General features: G+C 49.1%; 26 protein-coding genes and 1 pseudogene. 5 read left to right on the top strand and 22 right to left on the bottom strand.

The window, feature by feature from the left end; genetic code table 11:
- Nucleotides 1-11: 11 nt before the first annotated feature.
- The 3 genes from AC3B4V_RS13405 to AC3B4V_RS13415 form a co-directional block, all read right to left on the bottom strand.
- Nucleotides 12-1,076 (bottom strand): alpha/beta hydrolase, encoded by a 1,065-nt coding sequence (locus AC3B4V_RS13405; RefSeq protein ID WP_488378699.1) that lies wholly within the window; start codon nt 1,074-1,076, stop codon nt 12-14.
- 191 nt (nt 1,077-1,267) lie between these two features.
- Nucleotides 1,268-2,455, bottom strand: coding sequence for a DUF4317 domain-containing protein (locus tag AC3B4V_RS13410; RefSeq protein ID WP_035395462.1), 1,188 nt, complete (start codon nt 2,453-2,455; stop codon nt 1,268-1,270).
- A gap of 82 nt (nt 2,456-2,537) precedes the next feature.
- Nucleotides 2,538-2,735 carry a hypothetical protein gene (locus AC3B4V_RS13415; protein ID WP_488378700.1) on the bottom strand — a complete coding sequence of 66 codons (198 nt, stop codon included), beginning with the start codon at nt 2,733-2,735 and terminating at the stop codon, nt 2,538-2,540.
- A 192-nt stretch (nt 2,736-2,927) separates the two neighbouring features.
- On the opposite strand from AC3B4V_RS13415, the gene AC3B4V_RS13420 reads away from it, so the two are divergent.
- From AC3B4V_RS13420 to AC3B4V_RS13435, 4 genes are all read left to right on the top strand, one after another.
- Nucleotides 2,928-3,548, top strand: coding sequence for an HNH endonuclease family protein (locus AC3B4V_RS13420; RefSeq protein WP_369792036.1), 621 nt, complete (start codon nt 2,928-2,930; stop codon nt 3,546-3,548).
- 15 nt (nt 3,549-3,563) lie between these two features.
- Entirely contained in the window at nt 3,564-3,803 is a 240-nt protein-coding gene (locus AC3B4V_RS13425) for a hypothetical protein (protein WP_064300766.1), read from the top strand.
- 156 nt (nt 3,804-3,959) lie between these two features.
- A complete protein-coding gene (locus AC3B4V_RS13430) occupies nt 3,960-4,112 on the top strand; it encodes a hypothetical protein (protein ID WP_488378701.1) in 153 nt (50 codons plus the stop codon).
- 27 nt (nt 4,113-4,139) lie between these two features.
- Nucleotides 4,140-4,514, top strand: a complete 375-nt coding sequence (locus AC3B4V_RS13435; protein ID WP_488378702.1) for a hypothetical protein — start codon at nt 4,140-4,142, stop codon at nt 4,512-4,514.
- A gap of 1 nt (nt 4,515) precedes the next feature.
- Here AC3B4V_RS13435 and AC3B4V_RS13440 read toward each other — a convergent pair whose 3' ends face one another.
- The 19 genes and pseudogenes from AC3B4V_RS13440 to AC3B4V_RS13530 all read right to left on the bottom strand — a co-directional run bounded on the left by AC3B4V_RS13440 (nt 4,516) and on the right by AC3B4V_RS13530 (nt 22,199).
- On the bottom strand, nt 4,516-4,992 hold the full coding sequence (locus AC3B4V_RS13440) for a GNAT family N-acetyltransferase (protein WP_488378703.1): 477 nt from the start codon (nt 4,990-4,992) through the stop codon (nt 4,516-4,518).
- Nucleotides 4,993-5,121: 129 nt separating this feature from the next.
- Nucleotides 5,122-5,601: a 23S rRNA (pseudouridine(1915)-N(3))-methyltransferase RlmH gene (gene rlmH / locus AC3B4V_RS13445; protein WP_214806109.1), complete on the bottom strand. Its 480-nt coding sequence runs from the start codon at nt 5,599-5,601 to the stop codon at nt 5,122-5,124.
- 72 nt (nt 5,602-5,673) lie between these two features.
- Nucleotides 5,674-5,835 (bottom strand): CxxH/CxxC protein, encoded by a 162-nt coding sequence (locus AC3B4V_RS13450; protein ID WP_023469838.1) that lies wholly within the window; start codon nt 5,833-5,835, stop codon nt 5,674-5,676.
- 146 nt (nt 5,836-5,981) lie between these two features.
- A complete protein-coding gene (locus AC3B4V_RS13455) occupies nt 5,982-7,271 on the bottom strand; it encodes a S1C family serine protease (RefSeq protein WP_075643188.1) in 1,290 nt (429 codons plus the stop codon).
- Between the two features lie 106 nt (nt 7,272-7,377).
- On the bottom strand, nt 7,378-8,169 hold the full coding sequence (locus AC3B4V_RS13460) for an MBL fold metallo-hydrolase (protein ID WP_023469840.1): 792 nt from the start codon (nt 8,167-8,169) through the stop codon (nt 7,378-7,380).
- A 10-nt stretch (nt 8,170-8,179) separates the two neighbouring features.
- Nucleotides 8,180-9,016 (bottom strand): two-component system regulatory protein YycI, encoded by an 837-nt coding sequence (locus tag AC3B4V_RS13465; protein ID WP_023469841.1) that lies wholly within the window; start codon nt 9,014-9,016, stop codon nt 8,180-8,182.
- A 6-nt stretch (nt 9,017-9,022) separates the two neighbouring features.
- Complete coding sequence (gene yycH, locus AC3B4V_RS13470) at nt 9,023-10,339, bottom strand: two-component system activity regulator YycH (RefSeq protein ID WP_023469842.1); 1,317 nt, start codon at nt 10,337-10,339, stop codon at nt 9,023-9,025.
- On the bottom strand, nt 10,336-12,186 hold the full coding sequence (gene walK / locus AC3B4V_RS13475) for a cell wall metabolism sensor histidine kinase WalK (protein WP_029343019.1): 1,851 nt from the start codon (nt 12,184-12,186) through the stop codon (nt 10,336-10,338). Before walK ends, yycH begins: the two co-directional genes overlap by 4 nt.
- Nucleotides 12,187-12,188: 2 nt before the next feature.
- Nucleotides 12,189-12,895 (bottom strand): annotated as a pseudogene (gene yycF, locus AC3B4V_RS13480) (response regulator YycF).
- Nucleotides 12,896-13,120: 225 nt separating this feature from the next.
- Nucleotides 13,121-14,413, bottom strand: a complete 1,293-nt coding sequence (locus AC3B4V_RS13485; protein ID WP_029343020.1) for an adenylosuccinate synthase — start codon at nt 14,411-14,413, stop codon at nt 13,121-13,123.
- Nucleotides 14,414-14,623: 210 nt separating this feature from the next.
- Nucleotides 14,624-15,976 carry a replicative DNA helicase gene (gene dnaB, locus AC3B4V_RS13490; protein WP_023469846.1) on the bottom strand — a complete coding sequence of 451 codons (1,353 nt, stop codon included), beginning with the start codon at nt 15,974-15,976 and terminating at the stop codon, nt 14,624-14,626.
- A 19-nt stretch (nt 15,977-15,995) separates the two neighbouring features.
- Nucleotides 15,996-16,439 carry a 50S ribosomal protein L9 gene (rplI, locus tag AC3B4V_RS13495; protein ID WP_055969789.1) on the bottom strand — a complete coding sequence of 148 codons (444 nt, stop codon included), beginning with the start codon at nt 16,437-16,439 and terminating at the stop codon, nt 15,996-15,998.
- The gene (locus AC3B4V_RS13500) at nt 16,436-18,421 is read right to left on the bottom strand and encodes a DHH family phosphoesterase (protein ID WP_488378704.1); all 1,986 of its coding nucleotides are present in this window, start codon (nt 18,419-18,421) and stop codon (nt 16,436-16,438) included. The genes rplI and AC3B4V_RS13500 overlap by 4 nt, the downstream gene beginning before the upstream one ends.
- Before the next feature lie 134 nt (nt 18,422-18,555).
- On the bottom strand, nt 18,556-18,786 hold the full coding sequence (gene rpsR, locus AC3B4V_RS13505) for a 30S ribosomal protein S18 (protein WP_023469849.1): 231 nt from the start codon (nt 18,784-18,786) through the stop codon (nt 18,556-18,558).
- A 44-nt stretch (nt 18,787-18,830) separates the two neighbouring features.
- Nucleotides 18,831-19,349 carry a single-stranded DNA-binding protein gene (ssb, locus tag AC3B4V_RS13510; RefSeq protein WP_023469850.1) on the bottom strand — a complete coding sequence of 173 codons (519 nt, stop codon included), beginning with the start codon at nt 19,347-19,349 and terminating at the stop codon, nt 18,831-18,833.
- 23 nt (nt 19,350-19,372) lie between these two features.
- Nucleotides 19,373-19,660 (bottom strand): 30S ribosomal protein S6, encoded by a 288-nt coding sequence (gene rpsF / locus AC3B4V_RS13515; protein WP_023469851.1) that lies wholly within the window; start codon nt 19,658-19,660, stop codon nt 19,373-19,375.
- Nucleotides 19,661-19,780: 120 nt separating this feature from the next.
- Nucleotides 19,781-20,881, bottom strand: coding sequence for a redox-regulated ATPase YchF (ychF, locus tag AC3B4V_RS13520; RefSeq protein ID WP_023469852.1), 1,101 nt, complete (start codon nt 20,879-20,881; stop codon nt 19,781-19,783).
- Nucleotides 20,882-21,109: 228 nt separating this feature from the next.
- Nucleotides 21,110-21,298 carry a DUF951 domain-containing protein gene (locus tag AC3B4V_RS13525; RefSeq protein ID WP_023469853.1) on the bottom strand — a complete coding sequence of 63 codons (189 nt, stop codon included), beginning with the start codon at nt 21,296-21,298 and terminating at the stop codon, nt 21,110-21,112.
- Nucleotides 21,270-22,199 (bottom strand): mechanosensitive ion channel family protein, encoded by a 930-nt coding sequence (locus AC3B4V_RS13530; RefSeq protein ID WP_050678887.1) that lies wholly within the window; start codon nt 22,197-22,199, stop codon nt 21,270-21,272. The genes AC3B4V_RS13525 and AC3B4V_RS13530 overlap by 29 nt, the downstream gene beginning before the upstream one ends.
- Before the next feature lie 182 nt (nt 22,200-22,381).
- Here AC3B4V_RS13530 and yyaC point away from each other — a divergent pair, with 182 nt between their 5' ends.
- Nucleotides 22,382-22,999 (top strand): spore protease YyaC, encoded by a 618-nt coding sequence (gene yyaC, locus AC3B4V_RS13535; RefSeq protein WP_488378705.1) that lies wholly within the window; start codon nt 22,382-22,384, stop codon nt 22,997-22,999.

Below are 22,999 nucleotides of genomic sequence, written 5' to 3' on the forward strand. Positions count from 1 at the left end.
ATCCACCTTTGTTAGTTAGTTTGAGAAAAGAGTCGTTTTAAGTCCTTCGCGATTTCGTCTAAGCTGTCTTCGGCTTGCGGATACAGACCGAGTTTATCAAGAAAGGCATGTTCCATCCCGCGGTAGTGGAGATAACGAGTCTTGACGCCGGCGCGCGCCAGTTTTTTCGCATACGCTTCCCCTTCAAGACGTAAGTAATCAAACTCTCCTGTAATGACGAGTGCCTCTGGTAGATCATCGAGCGTCGCGAACAACGGTGAGATCCGTCGATCCTTCGAATCACTTGCTTGAACGTACCATTGCTCGAGGACACCTTCTTCATCTTGCAGCGACAAAATGATCCGTTCGAGTAGCTCCGGTTCCGTTTGTCGGTCATACGCTTCAAGCGTCCAGTCATATTCCGAATTCGGATGTTCACCGACATTGACGACCGGATAATACAAGACTTGATAGCGGATATACGGTGTCGGACGCTCGCGGTCGAGCAAACAACAGACCGTCGCTAAGTTCCCACCGGCACTATCACCGGCGACAGCGATTGCACCCGGATCAATCCCAAGTCGATCAGCGTGTTCGACTGCCCAATCGATCGCTGCATGACAATCCTCAAGTCCTGTTGGAAACGGATGCTCGGGTGCCAATCGGTAACCAACCGACAAGACGGCGACATTCCCCTTATCGGCTAATGCCTTACACGGATTCTCGACCGTCTCGAGTGTGCCACCGAAAAAACCACCGCCATGGAAATAGACGACGAGCGGGAGCGGACGCGCCGCTTCCGGACGATACAGCCGTGCTTCGATCGTGGTACCGGGTCTTGGGATCTTGAGGACATCCGTTGAGATTTGCCGAGTCGTCACGTCTTCGTTGTCCCAGCCCATGCCGGCACGCGCCAGTTCGACTGGCGACGCCCCTTCTGGAATCGAGACCGATGGACGCTGCGTGAGGACGACCTCACGGACACGCGGATCGAGTGTTCCTGGAGTCGAGACGTCAGGAATCGGCTTATCGACGATTTCAAGTCCGTCTTGATGGATGGATGAACGATTTCGTAACGTTCGCAGTAAATCTTGCATCGATGCGGTAGACAAGTGGATCGCTTCCTTTCTAGTCAAACTGTTATCGAAAGCGCTTTCGATAGCGGTTAAAAAAATTTCGAATGCCTCTTTTTAAAAAAAGAGACCGCTTACATCACAATATACCTGTCTTTAACAGCAGAAGCAAATGTTTCACCTAAAAAAATCAGCGCAGTCGCCTGCGCTGATCCTCATCGTAATTGTTCTTGGGAAACGATCGTAAAGCCATCGATGACCGTGTCTTCCTCGACCTCGATCAATAGGCATCGTTTCCCTTGATAGTTGACTTGTTTGACGTACTTCAAGTCTTGCGGACTGATCGCGATGTTCGCGACCTTCGTATTGATTTTAATCGATTTCGCTTCATAGTTCGGGACGATGTTACTTGCCTTCATCTCGTATGTTGGATCGTCAACGACCGTCTTGAATGCCCGTTCGACTTGTTCCGTGCTGACATCTTCGACACCACTTGCCTTGAGCACACGCTCGACCTCCTGAACGTCGAGCATTGGCACTTCTTCCTCATCCTGATCCTCTTCGACGACGATCAACTGATTGATGTTTTCATAGACACCGGCTAACGTCTTCGTATCCATTGATTCACCGACGACCGATTTGACGATTTCCTCGAAGATCGCTTTATCCTCATCTGCCGTGACGATCGGTTGACCGTTCAAGACATTTTCAAGGAACCCGAAATCCGGTTTATTCGGCTTACCTGCCGCATACAAGACATGATTGACGTCTGCTGCATTGTCGGTGAAGGTCGGGAAGAGGAATCCACCGATCGGCGACGCTAGTTTGATGACCGGATTGATGAATAAGTTCGACTTGAATTCGCGTTCGACGAAATCAAAGACGAGTGATTGTTTCGGTAACTCCGTCAAGTTAAGGCTACCGAGAATGAACGGTGTCGTATAGACGTCGTCATTCGGATCGATCTCTGTCTCATCTGCTTGGCGCTTCGTCGTTTTATAGTATTGTCCGCGAATGAACGTGACGACGAGGTCGTTCTCGTACTGGACGTCCTGAACCATCTTCAGCGCCATCGTCTGCATCTGTTCAACCCAGTCCTCCGGCTCTTCCGCATACAGTCCTTCATAAAGGAGCTGTTGCGTATGACCCGTCTCTCCTTCTTCCGGATGGGTGAACTTGACCTCGAACAGCTTGACGTCGAGTTTTCCACCTAGTACTTTCTTGAAGTTCGCAAGAAACAGCTCCTGTTGTTCCGGATCAAGCAATGGAAACGGTCGGGCTTCCTCATGATAGATTTCGCTCGTCTCTTTTCGGATATAGACGTTGTAGATTTCATGGATTTTTAGTAAATCGGCATCCATCTTGAAGTGACGACGGATGTCGGCGATGTCTTTTTTATTCATGCATACCAGCTCCTCAAATCATTAAAATCCTGCTTCCTGAAAAGCGTACCATATGCGAGATGACCCGACATCTTTTAGAAAATCAATGCGCACGGAACGAATACGCGCGTGTGACAGGATTAACGATCTCATATTCATATTCTTGGTGGGCAGCGCGAGCTTGCGCGATACAATTTTCTAGTTCTTTTGTGTTGAAATAACGTTGTGCTTCCGTCAACATGCCACTTACGACTAAAAAGATACCGAACACGATCAACCATCCTCTGATTCGTTCGTTCATGATGTAGTCCCCTTTCTTCTCCACCTAAATCCTAACATCAGACCCTTCTATATAATGACAAAAGTTTAATTTTAATAACATTTACACGATATTTATTTTTTCCTAAATAAGTGATGCCATACTAAAAATTGTGAAGGGTGTCTTCACATCATCTCGTCTCATACATAGGAGGAATGACACGTGTTCAAAGCCATCAAGTCCATCGTCATCACTACGCTCGTCTGCCTGACCGCTTTCCAATTCGATACGACGTCTGTTTCCGCGTTACCATCGGGCATCTCATCGAAAGCGACGGCCCAGTCTCAACTCGATGCCTTAACGGTTAAAACAGAAGGCAGCATGACCGGTTATTCGCGTGATTTGTTCCCGCACTGGAGCAGTCAAGGAAGCGGCTGTGATACACGACAAGTCGTCTTAAAACGTGACGCGGATTCATATGTCGGATCGTGCCCCGTTACATCCGGTTCTTGGTATAGTTACTATGACGGACTGACATTCACGAATCCGTCTGACCTCGACATCGATCACGTCGTACCGCTTGCCGAAGCATGGCGTTCAGGAGCAAGCAGCTGGACGACGACGACACGTCAAGCATTCGCAAACGATTTGACAGGTCCGCAATTGATCGCTGTCTCCGCAAGCTCGAACCGTTCAAAAGGGGACCAGGATCCGTCGACATGGAAGCCGACACGAGCAGGTGCGAGCTGTGCCTACTCGAAGATGTGGATCAATACGAAGAGTCGTTGGAACCTCAGCTTACAATCAAGTGAAAAAACTGCCTTACAGACGATGTTGAACACATGTACATACTAAAAAGGAGTCGATTCGATGGAAACGAAAACCTCTACCTTTACCGCCACACATGGTGTCATGACGCAAGAAGTCGGTGTCATCAGCGGTGAACTCGAGCTCCGGACGACCTGTCAGGAGGATGGAACGTTGGAACTGAAGATTGCTTACGTCGGAGCGATAGACGTCTATACGTTACCCGGAACTTATCGTGTCCATGACGTTCGGGATCATGACGTCATCCATCAGATGCTCGTCAATGTACTAGAGCGAACATAATGAAAAACAGACGCTGTCCAAGTTAATGGACGGCGTCTATTTTCGTTCTGTATATTCAAAATCAGATTGTCATTATTTACTAACGTATGTGTTTTATCTGACGTTCTATCCGGTATAGTGAAAACAACGTCATTATTCTTTCGGGAGGAATACTTCATGCGAAACGTTTTGATTCCAACCGGCGTCATCTTAAGTGGTGCAGGTCTCTATATGGCACTAGAAAGTCATGTTTCTGCGTTACTCGTTACCGGCATCATCATGCTGTTTGGTTGTGGTATCGGTATCATCACGAAAGAAAAGTCGGAGTAATCTATAGGTACAGTCAGGGGGATAACTATGATTCAACAATTCATCAAGGAACAGCAGTCACACGCTACTATTGGCGGGTTTATCGCTAAGTCTGTCGATCCGATCCTCGCCCACGTCAATCCATCGCGTTTACAAGACAACAATCTTGTACTATTGATTCAAGCTGATCAATCGATTGTTGTCTCTTTCGCTAATTCACAAAATCAATCAGGTTGGACGCCACTATTACGAGAGCAGATTCATCAATCGAAAAGTCTACTCGCACCTAAGACATGCTATTTCAAAATTAAGTACGGTGAATATGCCGGAACCTATTTGATTTCACCAGATTTGATTGTGAATGATCAATTCAAGAGTGAGAAAGATTATTTAGAAGTTCTAACATCAACAACGAATAAGTAACTCATAAATGTTTTATCAAGACAATTTCGTCTTTAATCGGAACTCCCTTTTCATTGTATAACGGGATTTCCGGTTTTATTTTGCGTGCAAGGTCCACGGCATTCGGAATCACCTGCGATACTGTATATCCCCGATGTTGATAGAAACGTATCGCATGCTCATTATCATTCGTTGTAACGAGTGTCAGCAAGTCGCATTGTTGCTGTGCTGCCCTTTCTTCTACCACTTGCATCAATCGTGAGCCGATTCCTTTTCCTTCCTCAAGACTATCCAGCGAAATGATTTCGCACGTCTGCGAAGTCATATGATAGGTAATCAGTCCAATGATTTCATGATCATCGTTTATGGCATAAAATCCATCTAAGAGACTACAATCATGAACACCTGTCGATGTTACCATTTGTGAACTGCCCCAGTGCTTGGTAAAAAAGACTTTAACCTGACTACGTGTTTTTTCTTCGATGATCTGAATAACCATTATGTCCTCCTTTCATTTATATACATTTCGTCGTCTTTGTTAATTATGATATAAGAGTTAATCTTACTAACTAAAAAAGACCACCTAGAGTATCAGTTAATACACTTAAGGCGGTCATCTAAATAGTGCTTATTTGTGATAAGGCTCATTTCGATTAATCCGGTACGCCCGATAAATCTGTTCACAGAGGATCATCTTCATCAATTGATGCGGAAATGTCATCTTTGAAAACGAGATTGTATCATTCGCCCGCTGCATCACTTCTGGTGCAAGACCAAGTGATCCACCGATGACGAAAGCAATTTTACTCTTGCCGTATGTCGCGAGTTGATCGAGTTCTTTTGCAAACTGTTCGCTCGTCCGTTGTTTTCCTTCGATAGCAAGTGCAAGGACATGAACGTCCGGTCCAATCTTCGCTAAAATCCGTTCGCCCTCTTTTTTCTTCACTTGCGCCATCTCCGCTTCACTCAATTGCTCCGGTGCCTTTTCGTCCGGGACCTCGATTTCTTGGATTGAACAGTAGGCGCCGAGACGCTTCGTATACTCGGCGATGCCTTGCTTCAAATACTTCTCTTTTAGCTTTCCGACCGTAATGATGGTAATTTGCATCTTTTTTCTCGCTTTCTGACAGAAAATTCAGGAGTTATCCACAGAGTTATCCACAAATCCACATGTTGATATTTATTTTTTGCTTGACACAAGATATGTTGCCGGTGCGTCACAGTATTCACAGGTGATGTTTTTTTCTGGATTTAGCTGATCGAGAATCGGGTATTGTTCTGTTTCATCTACGATTTCGTCAAGTGCGAGCTCGACATGTTCTAAACAAACGTACTTATCCACAGGTGGTCTCCTCCTTTCACTTATCCACATTTATCCGCTTCCAGTATAACAAATATCGACCTTTCTGACCGGAAAAGCGACAGGTTTCCTCACTCAAAAAAAACCATCCACAGGTCGGACCTGTGGATGGTTTTTCACGTGATGCCTTACTGAACGGTTGGGGACTGAGCCGACAACTTCACATCTGCTGTCTGTTTTTCACCGCCCCGATAAAACGTGACTTTGACCGTTTCGCCAACTTTTGCATCCCGGTAGAGAACACTTTTTAGATCAGCGAACGATGCGATCGCTTTTCCGTTGATCTCAACGATGACATCGTTTGCCTTCATTCCCGCTTTTTCGGCTCCACTATTACGGGTTAGACCAACGACGACGATTCCTTTCGTGACATCATTCGGTAATTTCAGACGATCTTCGCGATATCCGCTTGGGAATTCCTGCACGTCACGAATCTGAATCCCGAGCTGTGGACGAACGACTTCACCATTTTGCTCAAGGTCACGCATGATTGGTAACGCTTCGTTGATCGGAATCGCAAATCCGACGCCTTCAACACTTGCTTCCGCAATCTTCATCGAGTTGATCCCGATCAATTGACCGGCTGTATTGATGAGCGCTCCACCCGAGTTCCCCGGGTTGATCGCTGCATCGGTTTGGATGACTTCCGTATTGAAGTCTTGCTGTCCATCCTTGTTCGTATCGACGGGAACCGTCCGTTCCTGCGCACTGATGACACCGCGTGTGACAGAGTTCGCGAAGATTCCGAGTGGGTTTCCGATCGCAAGCACCGTTTCACCGGCGCGTAACGTATCCGAATCCCCCAGTTTTGCGACTTGTGTCACTTTCGATGAATCAATCGACAGGACCGCTAAATCGTACGTCGGATCTTCCCCGAGGACTTTTGCCTCGAGTGCTGTTCCGTCGGATAACGTGACAGACAAGCGGTTCGCCCCTTCAACGACGTGGTAGTTCGTAACGACGTAGGCTTTATTGCCGTCTTTTTTATAGATGACGCCGGACCCTGCACCCGTTTCCTGATCGGTTCCTTGGAACGAGCTCTGAAGGTTCGTCACGCTCACGACGGCTTCCTTCGTCTTACCGACTGCACCAACGATGTCGGCTTCATCCTCTGTCGTCTGTGTCGCAGTCTGTTCCGCTGTCGTCGACGAAACCGGAGTCGGACTCGTCATCTCATCGCGGACGAACGGCCACGCGACGAGAGCAATCAACAAGGCTCCGACGATTCCGCCGATCAGACCGACGAAAAAGGCTTTTCCGGCACCGCGACGACGCGGTGGTTCTGGTTGTTCTTCATATGGTTCACGATAAGGGCTGACCGGTTCGCTCGTTGCCGGCTGACGGGGCGGGAAGCCGCTCTCATCGGATGACTGTTCGTATCGTTCGGATTCGTTCCGTGGTTCTTCGGGTCGATCCATCGACATACGCCTCCTTTATGACTCTCTTTACACAAGTATACCCCCATCACGTGGCAAGTGAGCCAAATGTGGGGGTCTTTTGAGCATATTCAGTAATTTCCCATAATCAAAGCTTTAGGAGCGGTGTCGGAATGACCGGATCCGTGTCGAGAAGCTGAATCTTACTCAGATCGACGTCACGGCTCGCGAGCGTCTGGGAGACACTCATCCGGGCGAGTTCCTTCATGTTGTTGTCCTTGCTCAAGTGGGCCATGTGGATCCGTTTCGTCCGGTCATCGAGGACCTCACTCATCGCGATTGCGGCATCTTCGTTCGAGACGTGTCCGTAATCGCCAAGAATCCGTCGTTTGACGCTCCACGGGTAATGTCCCATCTGGAGCATGCCGATATCATGGTTCGCTTCAAAGATATAGGCATCAGCGCCCCGAATGACACCTTTCATCCGGTCCGAGACGTATCCGGTATCCGTGATGTGTGCCAACCGTTTTCCTTCATGAGCGAACTGAAAGAACATCGGATCTGCTGCATCATGACTGACGTTGAACGATTCGACTTCGATGTCACCGAACTGCTTGACCTCTCCGACTTCCCAGAGGAACTTCAGTGCCGGATCAATCTTGCCGATCTTCGCTTCCATCGCTGCCCACGTCTTTTCATTCGCATAGAGCGGGATATTGTACTTCCGTGCCATGATGCCGACGCCTTTGATATGGTCGGAGTGTTCATGGGTGACGAACAGACCATCGATGCCATGCGGCGACCGATCGATCTGGTCGAACAAGGCGAGCATCGCCTTGCCGGTCAGTCCCGCGTCGACGAGCAAGCGGGTCTGTTCACTTTCGATATAGAGGGCGTTCCCCGTCGAGCCACTGGCCATGACGCTGTAGTGTAGGCTCATCGTGCATTCCTCATTTCTCTGAGACTGTATCCAATCGTTCGACGGTCTGGACACCGCCGTCAATCGCATTGACGAAGTAGACTTCCTCGTTGTCGAGCTCGATTTGCCACGTCGGCGGCAGAATTTGGACGGATTCCGTGCCTTCCGTGACGAGACAGAAATAACCGAGCTTGTGACTCGTCAACCGCTTCGATGCCGGGAACAAGCCTTGCTCCGACAACTGGACGATTGCTTCACTTGCCGATAACAACGTCACGTCCTGTGCTTGCCGGACGACCTTGTTCAAGTGGCGTTGTTTGTAGCTGACGATTTCCTTCGCATCGTTGAGCTGCAAGACGAGCAGGGACGGTCCGATCATCGCATCGTCCTCACGCGACTGCTGTGGTGTCGAATAGAGCGGCTGTCCCTTATACGTCTGAACGAATGTCATCTCCTGATACTTACTATCATACTTCCAAAATGTATATTCGGCACCATACCGAACGGACGCTTGAACAAACGATGAAGCGGAATCCCGCATCGTCTTCGCATCGAGTCGATACGGTTTCGTCAACCGGACCGACCACTCGACATCGTTCTTGACGGAAGCGACCGCGTCACGAATCGGTGAACTAGCAAGTGGCGCCAGTGTTCGCGCATCGACTTCGGCTGTTAAATAGCCGATGTCTCGCGTAACCGGTTGTAGTTTTTTCTCATCGATTTGACGATCCTTCAAGATCGATTTACCGGTCGCACTCGTCGCGACGATCCGCGGCTCGACCATCCGGTCCATCAATTGAATGGCAAGGTAGACGTTCAGGATCAAAAAGGTCAGCATCAATAAGGTCTTCGCTTTACTCCAGTCCATTCATCCTCACCCCTCATTCCCGACAGCTTGATTGATCGATTGCCAGACACCGTCAATTTTGATGAACCACGTTGGCTCAAAGACGGCATAGCGGCTCGTTGAAATCTTATACGTCATCTCATATCCAATCCGGATTCCACTGATCTCTTTTAAGAGGTCAGCACGGCTCAGACGTTCGAGAACCGTTTCAACGGCTGGCACTGTTTCTTCCCGAAGGATGAGCTTCCGCTTCGCTCGGAGCATGCTACGGCTGAGCGACCGGACTTGATTTTCCTCGTACATAATCTTCAGTGTCGCGAGATCGAACTTCGTCTGTTCGAGCAGCGGACCACTCTCCCCAAATACCGGATACCGGTTCAAGTACAACCGGAACGTCGCCGTCTGTTCCTCACTCTTTTTACTCATCTGATCAAAGTAATACCGGAAACCACTGCGTTGGGTATCTTGATCGAGCCAGCCCCCATGAATGTTGACATAACTGACGAGCGTGCTGTAATCGACCGTCGAGCTTTGAGTATTCGGTGATAATGTATTGAAACGATAGACATTGTAGTTTCGGTCATACGTCGAAACACTGACACCGTCCGTCAAGACGTCGAGATCATCCCGACTCTTGATTTGCTGGACGTTCGAGTTCTCGGCAAAAAAGGCACTCCGGATGCGGTCGAGTGGTTTCGGCGATTGTCCGACCTCGTCATAGACGAAGACTTGCTCTAGTCGCGTCGTACCGCTCGCGACATACGTATAATCGCCACCTTTGAGTTCGACGCGTGTCATCGGTTTTTTCTTATCATGCGCGAACAGTCGCTTCAGAACCGTCTCATCGCCGACGAGCTTGAAGTCCTTCAGGCGACCGGTCGCTGACTCGAGACGGAGGATTGGTCCATCATAATCGAGTAAATAGAGTCGTTTGATCGGTTCCGAGAAAGCGATCTGTTTTTCTCCGAGTAACTCTTCAAGAATCGTCGCACTGATCGGTGTCGGGAAGATCATCTCGACACTCCGGTCACCGACCGGGATGTTGTTCGCTTTATCCGTCAAGACGAGGACACCGATGTTAAACGACGCACCGATTCGGTTAAGGAAGGTCCGACCGATGATTTGTGTCTGATAGATCCCTTCCTGATCCGAATAGACGAGTAGTTCCGGGTTGATCAGTTGGTTGCTTTCAATCGTCTTTGAGGCATCGATCTCGTTGAACGAGACCTGTTCCCGCTCGATTGATTCACTGCTTGGATGATAGGTCCAGAGCATCGCTGTCTGAGCGATCGAACCGGCGACAAGCAGGACGAGTAACAGCGAACTCCAGTGTTGTTTCTTCATCCGGCATCCACCTCTTCGATCACCTCATACGGAAGCGTGAAGTAAATCGTCGTGCCGCGTCCCCATTCACTTTCTGCCCAGATGTCGCCACCATGTGCCGAAACGACGTCTTTTGCGATCGACAGACCAAGACCGGTGCCGCCGATTTTACGGGCACGGGCTTTATCGACACGATAGAAGCGTTCGAAGATTTTTTGGAGATTCGCTTTCGGGATTCCGACACCTTCATCCTTGATGCTGATGACGATCCGTTTTGCCCGGAGCATCGTCCGGACGGTGATCGTTCCGCCTTCCGGTGAGTACTTGATTGCGTTCGTCAGGATGTTATCTGCGACCTGAATCAATTTATCCTGATCCCCACGGATATAGACTTTCCGCTTCATGATCTTACGACGGAAACGAATCCGTTCCGGCTTCGTCATGTCATGGCGATCGAGAATCTCATTCAGGAACTGAATGTAATCAAAGCGGACCTTATTCATCTTGTATTCCTTACTGTCCATCTTCGACAGTTGTAAGAGATCGGTGACGAGGCGGATCATACGCTCCGTCTCGTTCTGTGTCGTCTCGAGGAAACGTGGTGCGAGCTCCTCGTCCTGATACGCTCCTTCTGCCAAGGCTTCAAGATAGCTGCGCATCGTCGTCAGCGGTGTTCGGAGCTCGTGACTGACGTTCGCGACGAATTCGCGACGATCCTGTTCGACCTGCTCCTGTTCCGTGACGTCATGCAGGACGACGATCATCCCGGTAATCGGACCACTGTGTTTCTTAACGGGCGAGAAGAATGCCCGGACGAGGAACAGTTCGTCCTCACTACTGAAATCAAGCAGACGCGGTGGCATCGTACCGTCTTCCGGAATCATGAAATCATCACCGAGTGCCAGTAAGTCCTTCAAGTTCGTGCCGACGACGCTCGCATCATCCGCACCGACGATATCCTTCGCTTGATCGTTCATCAAAATGACGCGCAGCGTCCGGTCCGTCGCGATGACGCCATCGGTCATGTTCTCTAGGACACTCGTCAACTTCCGTCGTTCGGCTTCCGTCGTCGCGTTTGCTTCGAGTAGCTCATCCGTCAATTCGTTGAAGGAACGGGCGAGTTGCCCGATCTCATCGTCCGAATAGACCTTAACCTTCCGCGAGAAGTTCCCGCGTCGCATCTCGATCGCTTGACGCCGCATATCGGAAATCGGGCGCGTGATCGTCCGTGACAGTAAGACACCAAGAATCGACGTGATGACGAGAGCGATGACCGTTCCGGTCGCAAGAATCCGCGTGACCTGTTGCATCTGCGAATAAATTGACTCCATCGAGGCGCGGACATAAATCATCCCGGTCGTGACACCATCTCGTTCCGAGGTGACCGGTACGGCAAAGATCCGGATCTTATCCTCTGATTCCGGATCAAGCACGGTGTCCGTCCGGGTCGAGCTCGTTGCCTGTGCTTTTTTGATCAATGAATTCGTCGCCCGTTGTCCGACCGCCGACTGGTTCTCATTATCCGATGTTGCCTGGATGATCGAGTCCTGGTCAATGATCTGAACTTCGAGGATGTCGTTCCTTGAGGTGGAGCCATTACTAAACTCAGACAGCAGTTGCCCTAGTGATTGGGACAACTGCCGCTTGGAGGCGTCATCATCGCCTGTTTTATCGAATTCCTTCCCGACGTTATAGGCGACAAGACCTGCTCGGTCCTCGACCGACTTCGAGAAGTTCGTAATGTACTGCTTTTCAAGGGAACGAACGAAATAGACGCCAATGACCTGCATCGCCACTAAAATCAATAAGGCATAGATGACGACGAGTTTCCATTGGATGGATTTAAAGAAGTTCGTTCCTTTTAACATCGTTATTCATTCTCCCCGTCTTGGAGATAATAGCCGACACCACGACGCGTCATGATATAGACCGGCGTACTTGGGTTATCTTCGACTTTCTCACGAAGACGACGTACCGTTACGTCGACTGTCCGGACGTCACCGAAGTAGTCATAGCCCCAGACCGTTTGCAACAAATGCTCACGTGTCATGACTTGACCGATGTTTTTCGCGAGGTAGTGCAACAATTCGAACTCACGCTGCGTCAGCTCGATCTTTTGATCCTTACGTGTCACCGTATGCGAATTCGTATCGATATACAGTTCTCCGACTTTGAGTGGACCTGGTCAACCGGTTGTGGTGTAGCTTCCGGACTCGTGTTGCGTAAGTGGACTTTCACGCGGGCAAGTAACTCGCGCGAGCTGAATGGCTTCGTCACGTAATCGTTCGCGCCAAGCTCAAGACCAAGTACCGTATCGATCTCGGAATCCTTCGCTGTCAACATGATGATCGGAATCTTCGACGTCTTCCGGACTTCCCGGCAGACCTCCATCCCGTCCATTAACGGGAGCATGATGTCGAGTAACATCAAATCCGGTTTGAACTCCTCGAATTTCTCTAATGCCTCCACGCCGTCATTTGCGATCGCGACCTGGTAGCCTTCTTTTTCTAATTTAAACTTGAGTATATCTGCAATCGGTAACTCGTCATCGACGACTAGAATTTTGCGTTCCGTCACTGGGTGTGCCCCCTTAAAAATTTCTATTCAATCTATTTTACCTGTTTTTTCGGCATATAGAAAGGTGGCGACGGAAACTCCCGGCGCCACTCTCTCTGCTGTTCGTCGTCTCACGAGAGAGGTTCCACGTGAAACACTGTATTTAGTATACCTGTTTTTGCTTCCGTTTGTGAACCATTTCGCACAAAAAACAGCCTCTTGCGGGAGGCAAGAGGCTGTTGGGACTTATGCTTCTTCGTAGAGATCACGCAAGACGACTGTCTGTTCACGACCCGGTCCGACCGAGAACGTGACGAGCGAGATACCTGTGAGATCCGCAATCCGCTTAACGTAGTTCTGTGCGTTCAACGGTAGATCTTCAAAGCGACGGACACCTGTGATGTCCTCTTTCCAGCCCGGCAGTTCTTCGTAAACTGGAACACATGCTTCGAGATCACGGAAGCTTGCTGGGTACTCATCGATCTGTTTTCCGTTGAATTCGTATGATGTACAGATCTTCAACGTGTCGAGTCCTGTCAGAACGTCGATTGAGTTGAGCGAAAGATCCGTCAACCCACTTGTACGGCGCGAGTGGCGAACAACGACCGAGTCGAACCAACCAACACGACGCGGACGTCCTGTCGTCGTTCCGTATTCACGACCGACTTCACGGATCTGATGCCCGATGTCATCAAACAATTCCGTTGGGAACGGACCGTCACCGACACGTGACGTGTACGCTTTACAGACACCAACGACGTGATCGATCCGAGCTGGACCAACACCGACACCCGATGCGACACCACCAGCTGATGCGTTCGACGATGTAACGAACGGGTACGTTCCGTGGTCAAGGTCGAGTAAGACACCTTGTGCGCCTTCGAACAACACTTTTTCACCATGGTCGAGGCTATCGTTGACGACGACGGATGTATCGCAGACGTATTTCGCGAATTCTTGTCCATACGCATAGTACTCTTCGAAGATATCGTCGAATGCGATTGGTTCAGCGTCATACATCTTCGTGAACATGCGGTTCTTTTGGTCGAGAACGATCTTCAACTTCTCAGCGAACGTTTCTTTGTCGAGTAAGTCTGCCATCCGGATACCGATTCGTGCGGCTTTATCCATGTAGCACGGTCCGATTCCTTTTAGCGTCGTTCCGACTTTAGCGTCGCCTTTCGCTTCTTCTTCTAACTGGTCCTGCAACTGATGATACGGCAAGATGACATGCGCCCGATTCGAAATTAACAAGTTATCCGTTGAAACACCACGATCGTGCAGATACTTCAATTCCTTGACGAGTGATTTCGGGTTGACGACGAGACCGTTCCCGATGACACATTTCTTATCCGAGTAAAAAATACCTGATGGGATCAAGTGCAATTTGTACGTCTCGTTATTGAATACGATCGTATGTCCTGCATTGTCTCCACCTTGATAACGTGCTACGACGTCGGCTTGTTTCGAAAGAAAATCGGTGATTTTCCCTTTTCCTTCGTCGCCCCACTGTGTTCCGACTACTACTACTGATGACATCTTATCATCCACCTCCACGTACGATTCAAAACCACGACTAAGTGTAACGCGATAAAAAAAAGAAGTCAACCAAATACCGAACAATTAATTGTTACAATTCTCTTTCGTTCGTTTAATTATCGTTTTTGATGAATAAACTGAGAATCTTTAGGTAAAAATAAAAAAAGCTACGTTTTGTCTCCGATGATCGAAGACAAGACGTAGCTTGGATTAAGCTGGTGGCGCATACGAGTTACTTGGCTCGAGATCCACGAACTTGTTGAATTCTTTTCGGAAAGCGAGTTTGACCGTTCCGGTTGGACCATTCCGCTGTTTCGCGATGATGATCTCAATCGTATTCGCATCTTCCGTTTCTTTATTGTAGTAATCGTCACGATACAAGAAGGCGACGATATCGGCATCTTGCTCGATCGCTCCCGATTCCCGGATATCCGACATCATCGGTCGCTTATCTTGACGACTCTCAACCCCACGGGAGAGCTGCGATAAGGCGATGACCGGAACTTCAAGTTCCCGCGCGAGTGATTTCAAGGAACGGGAAATTTCCGAAACCTCTTGTTGACGGTTGTCGCTGGAGCGACCGTTCCCTTGAATCAGCTGCAAGTAGTCGATCATGATCATTCCAAGCCCGTGCTCCTGCTTCAAACGACGGCACTTCGCCCGGATATCGTTGACCCGAATCCCTGGTGTATCGTCGATATAGATGCCGGCTTGAGACAGATTACTCATCGCAAGCGATAACTTGCCCCAGTCCTCTTCTTCAAGCTGACCAGTCCGCAGACGCTGCGCATCGACGTTTCCTTCAGCACAGAGCATCCGCATGACGAGCTGTTCGGCACCCATCTCAAGACTGAAGATGGCGACATTTTCGTCAGCGCGTGTCGCGACGTTTTGCGAGATGTTCAAGGCAAACGCCGTCTTCCCGACCGATGGACGTGCTGCGACGATGATTAGATCGTTACGCTGGAAGCCGGCCGTCATCTTATCGAGATCCTGGAAACCAGTCGGAATCCCCGTCGTCTCACCACTTTGCTTATGCAATTTATCAATCGTTGCATAGGCACTCGTCAAAACGTCCGAGATCGGAATGAAGCTCGCGCTCCCTTTTCCTTGTGATACTTCGAGAATCTTTCGTTCTGCCTCGTTCAGCAGGACATCGACCTCGTTTTGCCGCTCGTATCCGTCAGTGACGATTTCACCCGCCGTCCGAATGAGACGCCGAAGCGTCGACTTCTGGTCAACGACGTTGACGTAGTAATTGATGTTGGCTGCGGTTGGTACACCTTCCGCTAGTTCCGCTAGATACGGTAGACCACCGATCTCATCTAGGATGCCAAGCGTACTGAGCTCGGCTGTGACCGTGACGAGGTCGATTGCTTCGCCTCGGTCGGACAGCACGAGCATCGCTTCGAAGATCCGTTGGTGAGAGGCACGGTAAAAGTCCTGCGGTAACAGACGTTCTGATGCACTGATCAAACGATCCGCATCAATCATGATCGCCCCTAGGACGGCTTGTTCTGCCTCGATACTTTGGGGAGGCATATTTTGCATGACTTCACTCATCACCGTTCCCCTTTTCTACTCACGCCTCTTTGACCTGAACGTTCAGCGTCGCTGTCACTTCGTTGTGTAGCTTCAATGGTACCTTCGTAAAGCCGAGTGCCTTGATTGGGTGCTCGAGCTCGATTTTACGTTTGTCGATTTTGTAACCCATACTCTTGAGTGCTTCCGCGATCTGTTTGCTTGTGACAGAACCGAAGACACGACCGCCTTCACCGGCTTTCGTCGAGACGATGATCGTCTCTTTTTCGATTTTCTCTTTTAACGCTTGCGCGTCAAGCAAGTTCTGTTTCGCTTCTTCTGCTGCTTTACGTTCATGTGCTTCATGTTGCTTCAAGTTGCCAGTCGTCGCAGGACGCGCTAACTTTTTCTTGAAGAGTACGTTATTTGCATAAGCATCGGCCACGTCTTTGACGTCTCCTGCTTTACCTTGTCCTTTTACATCTTGTAAGAAAATAACCTTCATTCTGATTCCTCTCCTTTTGTCTCATCTTCTAGATATTGATCGATCGCTTTACGCAACGCATCCGCGACCGTGATGACCGATTCTGACATCTGTGTCGCCGCGTTCGTCAAGTGACCGCCGCCTCCGAGCGTCTCCATGATCAACTGGACGTTGACTTCTCCAAGCGAACGGGCACTGATCGCTGTCCGTCCGTCTTGAAGTTCCGCGATGACGAAGGCAGCACGAATGCCTTGAAGCGACAACAATTGATCAGCCGCTTGTGCGATCAAGACTTGATCGTGAATGACGCCAGGTTCCGCTGTCGCAATCGCCATCCCTTTCGTATAGACCTCGGACCGCTCGAGGATATGTGACTGCTCAACGTACGTCTCAAGATCCTGACTGAGGAACTCTTGCACGAGCACCGTGTCAGCACCTTGTGAACGCAAGTAAGATGCAGCATCGAACGTCCGCGAGCCGGTCCGAAGCGCAAAGCCTTTCGTATCGACGATGATTCCGGCAAGTAACGCCGTCGCCTCAAGCATCGATAGCTTTTGATTCGTCGGCTGGTACTCGATTAACTCGGTGACGAGTTCTGACGTCGACGATGCGTAAGGCTCGAGATAAACGAGGACCGCATCTTCGATGAAATCCTCCCCGCGCCGGTGATGATCAATCACGACCATATGCTCGAATCGATCGAGTAACGTCGGCACGACGACGAGCGACGGTTTGTGGGTATCGACGACGACGAGTAACGTCTGATCGTCAATCAACTGATCGGCTTGAAACGCATTGACGAACCGTGTCTCGAGTTGTGGTACTTCAGCGATCTCGTCCATCATCCGGCGAATCCCGCGACCGATTTCTTCTGGCGGTAAAACGATATGCGCTTCCTTATCGTTCATTTCCGCAAGCTTCAAAATGCCGATCGCTGATCCGAGTGCATCCATATCCGGATTCTTATGCCCCATGATCAGGACACGGCTTGATTCCTGCATTAAATCACGAAGCGAGTTGGCGATGACCCGCGCCCGGACACGTGTCCGTTTTTCTGTCGGATTCGTCTTGCCACCATAGAAGCGGACTTTCCCGTCGCGTTTGATGACGACTTGGTCGCCTCCCCGTCCTAGCGCGAGATCGAGACTCGATTGAGCCATCAGACCAAGCGAAGGAATCGGATCACTACCGCAACCAATTCCGATCGATAACGTCAACTGGACACCACGCTGACTCGTCTCTTCGCGTACGATATCAAGAATCGTGAACTTCGATCGTTCAAGAATCCGTAGATTCTCTTCTGTCGTGACGATGAAGTATCGATCAGATGCGGTTCGTTTGATATACGTTCCGTGTTCGGCTGCCCAGTGATTCAACAGTTGCGTAACTCGGCTGTTCAACTCACTGCGTAACTGATCTTCGATACCTTGTGTCATCTCATCGTAGTTATCGAGATAGATGACGCCGATGACCGTCTGATTGTCGACGAGTTGTTGTTCGACTTGTGCCTCTTCTGTCATATCGAACAGATAGAACGTCCGGTTCTCATGATTTGAAAAGACGCGATATACGGCATCACCGATTTCAAGCGTCGCTTGGTCCTCATTTGTCGCGACCATCTCGATGAATAAGGGATCGAGCTCATTGAGCGTCTGTCCCATCGCTACATCATCAAATATGTCCCGCATCGGATCATTGAACCAGGTGACGAGGGTTTCCTCATCGTATAACAAAATCCCGATTGGCATGTTCGTCAACGCATCTTGTCCCGTCTCCTCGACTTGCATCGAGATTCCTGCGACGTATGTCTCCCATGCCCTGCGTGCACGACGTTCTTCGAATAGGTGCAATCCGAAGAGGAGGGCAGTCACGACGGCTCCGATAGCAGAGATGATCGGTTCACGTACAGCGACGACGAGAAGCAGACCGACGATTAATAGATACGGAATGAAGCGAACGATGCGTCGTTCTCGTTCCGGTGATACTTGTTGACCTGACTCCATCGTGTCCTCCTTATATGCTCTATAGGGTTCATTTAAATTTTTAGTAACTTGTTTATTATAACCGAAAAGCAGGAGGGGATGAAAGGGAAGCGAAAAAAAGCACCATCCTCATGCTTGAGGATGGTGCTACGAAATCAGTCAGCCACGTATGGGATTAAAGCCATTTGACGTGCGCGTTTGATTGCGATTGTAAGTGGACGTTGGTATTTCGCTGAAGTACCAGTCACACGACGTGGAAGAATCTTACCGCGTTCCGAAATGAAACGTTTGAGAAGTTCTACGTCTTTATAATCGATATGAGTGATGTGGTTCGACGTGAAGTAACATACTTTACGACGACGTTTTCCACCTGGACGACGTGCCATGTGATTAACCTCCTTTTTAACTTGGATTTTTCAGGACGATTTCCTTAGAACGGGAGATCGTCGTCTGAAAGGTCGATCGAACTACCGCCGCTGAACGGATCAGCGCCGAAGCCCGAATTCGATGAAGCGGGTGCTGGCGAGGAAGAGTTGTTCTGCTGTTGCTGTGAACCCCATCCTGCAGCATTCCCGTTTCCACCAGTAGATGAAGCGTAGCCTTCGCTACCATCCGAAGAACGGCTCGCGTTACGTGACTCAAGGAAGCGGACGCTATCAGCGACGACTTCCGCACGATAACGGCGTTGCCCTTCTTTATCGTCGTAGCTGCTAATCTGGAGGCGACCCTCTACACCAGCAAGACTACCCTTCTTCAAATACTGAGCAACGTTCTCTGCTTGCTTGCGCCAAACGACGCAATCGATGAAATCAGCTTCTCGCTTCCCATCTTGCCCTGTGAAAGGACGGTCACATGCGAGTGTGAATCGCGTTACCGCAATCCCGCTCTGCGTATAACGCATTTCCGGGTCACGAGTTAACCGACCGACTAAAACGACGCGGTTAATCATCAGAATCACTCTCCTGTTTCAGCTTATTTCTCGTCTTTTGTGATCATTAAGCGAACGATATCGTCACTGATCTTCATGAGACGGTCAAGTTCTTTTGTAGCTGCTGGTTCAGCAGAAACGTTAAGAAGAACGTAGAACCCTTCACGCATATCATTGATTTCGTAAGCGAAACGACGTTTACCCATTTCAGTTGTTTTATCAACTGTACCACCGTTATCAGTGAGGACTTTGTTGAAACGCTCCACTGTTGCTTTGCGTGCTTCCTCATCAAGTTCCGGACGGATGATGTAAAGTACTTCGTATTTACGCATATCTGTCACCTCCTCTTGGACTGGCGGCTCGAATGTTCGAGCAAGGAGCAATAATTCATTACTCACATTCGTTAATACTACCAAAGTATTTTGCTTTATGCAATAACGATTCGTTTTCGATTAGACGTTGAAGCGGAATGTGACGACATCGCCGTCTTGGAAGACATATTCCTTACCTTCTGAACGGTAACGTCCTTGTTCCTTGACTGTCGCCATGTTGCCTGCAGCTGCTAAATCTTCGTACGAAACGACTTCTGCACGGATGAATCCACGTTCGAAGTCCGAGTGGATGACACCCGCACATTGTGGAGCTTTCATCCCTTTTTTGAACGTCCAAGCGCGTACTTCTTTTTCACCTGCTGTGAAGTATGTCGCAAGACCAAGCGTGCTGTATGCTGCATGAATCAATTGATCAAGACCTGATTCTTCGATTCCGAGATCGACGAGGAACTCTTGGCGTTCTTCTGGCTCAAGCTCCGCAATCTCTTCTTCGATCCGAGCACAGATGACGATGACTTCAGAACCTTCTTTTTCAGCGAATTCGCGTACGAGACGGACATTTTCGTTATTGTCCGCATCTGCGACTTCATCTTCGCCGACGTTTGCGACGTAAAGCATCGGTTTCATCGTCAACAATTGGAAGTGTTTAACGAGAGCTGCTTGATCTTCGTTCAATTCAGCGAGACGTGCTGGTTTCTCGTCTTCGAGTAATGCTTGCACGATTTCAAGTGCTTCGAGTTCAGCCGCTGCGTTTTTATCGCGTGACTTGACTTGTTTTTGAACACGCTGAATCCGTTTTTCGACTTGCTCGAGGTCTGCGAGGATCAATTCGAGGTTGATCGTCTCGATGTCATCGATCGGTGAGACTTTCCCGGCCACGTGTGTGATGTTTTCATCGACGAAACAACGCACGACCTGACAGATCGCATCTACCTCACGAATGTTCGCGAGGAATTTATTTCCGAGACCTTCCCCTTTAGACGCGCCTTTTACGATACCTGCGATATCCGTGAATTCGAATGCTGTCGGGATCGTCTTTTTCGGGTTGACGAGTTCCGTCAATTTCCGAAGACGTGCATCTGGTACTTCAACGACACCGACGTTCGGGTCGATCGTTGCGAACGGGTAGTTCGCTGCCTCTACACCTGCTTGTGTGATGGCGTTAAAAAGTGTTGATTTTCCTACGTTTGGTAAGCCAACGATTCCTGCTGTTAATCCCACTTGGAATTCCTCCTTTTCGGTATTTCCTAGGAAATCCGTGCTAGCGGCCGCAGTGGGTAGAATGATTACACCACGTCAGCACATCTTTCACAATTATAGATAGTTCAATTTTTTTAAGCAAGGAGCTCGACCGTCTTTTTTACTCACGTCCTAACCGAACGCAACCGCTCCACTTAAGCAAGACAACAAAAAAGCGAATCTAATCACGAGGATCAGATCCGCTTTTCATTACTCTGGTAAGACTTTTTTCAATCGTTTATCAAAATCACGACGTGGCATCAAAATGCTTGCCCCGCAACCTTGACATTTGATTCGGATATCCATGCCGACCCGAATGATTTGCCATCGGTTCGTACCACATGGATGCTGCTTCTTCATCTCAACATAATCATGGAGTTGATACGTTTTTGGAATCATCCGTTTGTCCACCATTCTTTTGTTCTGGATTCATCATGACCATCCGTGGATACGGGATCTTGATGTTTTCTTCTTCGAGTCCTTGCTTCAATTCTTTCCGGATCAGACGACCAGCTTGGAAATGTTGCATCGGTGGTACTTCTGCCATCAAACGATAGACGACTTCAGAAGGACCAAGCGTCTGGACGCCAAGCATCTGAATCGGTTCGACGAACATATCGACATACTTCTTCGTCGTCCGGTCTGCGATCTCATGCAAGACTTGTTCGACCCGTTCAAGATCCTCATCATAGGAGACTTGGACGTCGACGAGTGCAAAACTGTTGTCGACCGAATAGTTCGTGACTTGTAAAATCTGACCGTTCGGGATGATGTGGATCTCCCCGTTGAGTCCTTTGAGTTTCGTCGTCCGGATCCCAAGTTCCGTGACGACCCCTTCAATCACACCGACGCGTACATAATCTCCGACTTTGAACTGGCGTTCGAAGATGATGAACGCTCCGGTAATGATATCTTGCACCAAGTTTTTCGCACCGAACGAAATCGCAAGACCGGCGATTCCAGCACTGGCGACAAGACCGGTGATGTTGATTCCGAACTGACTGAGTACCGTCAACAACATGACGATTCCGAGCACGTAACGGATTGCATTTTGGAGCAATTTCAGTAATGTCTCGTTCTGTCGTTGTGCTAAGTAGTCCTGTTCATTGATTTTCCTGATCGTAAAGAGACGTGAGACTGCCCCAGTCAAAACGCGCGTTAAGATATAGAACGCCGCGATGATGATGAGCGCAATCAGTAGTTTCATCCCAAAACGAATCCACATATCCGCATCCATTACTTGATTGATTAGTTTATCGACTTGGGCGACGGATTCTTGTACATCTTGATTGGTAGCCATTCTCTCATCCTTTCTTGTTCTCTCTATTACGACAGTATACGTGATTTTAATTGAGTTTCAACCAAAGAGCCGATTTTGACGTTAGATTTTCGGAAAAACCGGGAAAGGAAAATCATCTAAGAACCCTTCACTCTTGCCAATCCACCACGACACCGACACCAAGAGAAGAAAGGATGATTTCGATGAATTTCCGCTTTCATTCGCACGAGCCCAAGCCCTATTCTTTCTTTTTAGAATATACGGAACCGTTCGCGAAAGAACGCTTAGCTGAACAACTATTCGAACAAATCTCCGCGGTCCAAGAAAAACGACCAATCGTACTCGTCTGCATTGGTTCTGATCGTTCGACGGGCGACTCACTCGGTCCACTCGTCGGAACATTCCTTGAAAAACAAGCACCTGCTCATCTCCACATTTACGGTACACTCGCTAAACCCGTCCATGCACTGAATCTCGCTGAAACGATTCACTCGATCCAAACGACCCATTACCGTCCACTTGTCATCGCAATCGATGCGTGTCTTGGTCGGCTTTCAAGCGTTGGGCATGTCTTCTTTTCGGAAGGACCACTCGCACCCGGTGCTGGCGTCCAAAAAGAATTGCCAGCGGTCGGTGACTTCAACATCAAGGCTGTCGTTAACGTCAGTGGCTTCATGGAGATGATGATTCTCCAAAATACACGGTTACACCTCGTTTATGAACTAGCAGAACTCGTCGCGAACAGTTTCCACATGCTCGATGCGAAACTATCCGCTGAGTCGACACGGACGACGATTTCCTTCACGCCACGTTCGATGTAA

The sequence above is a fragment of the Exiguobacterium sp. E17S genome (assembly GCF_057772545.1).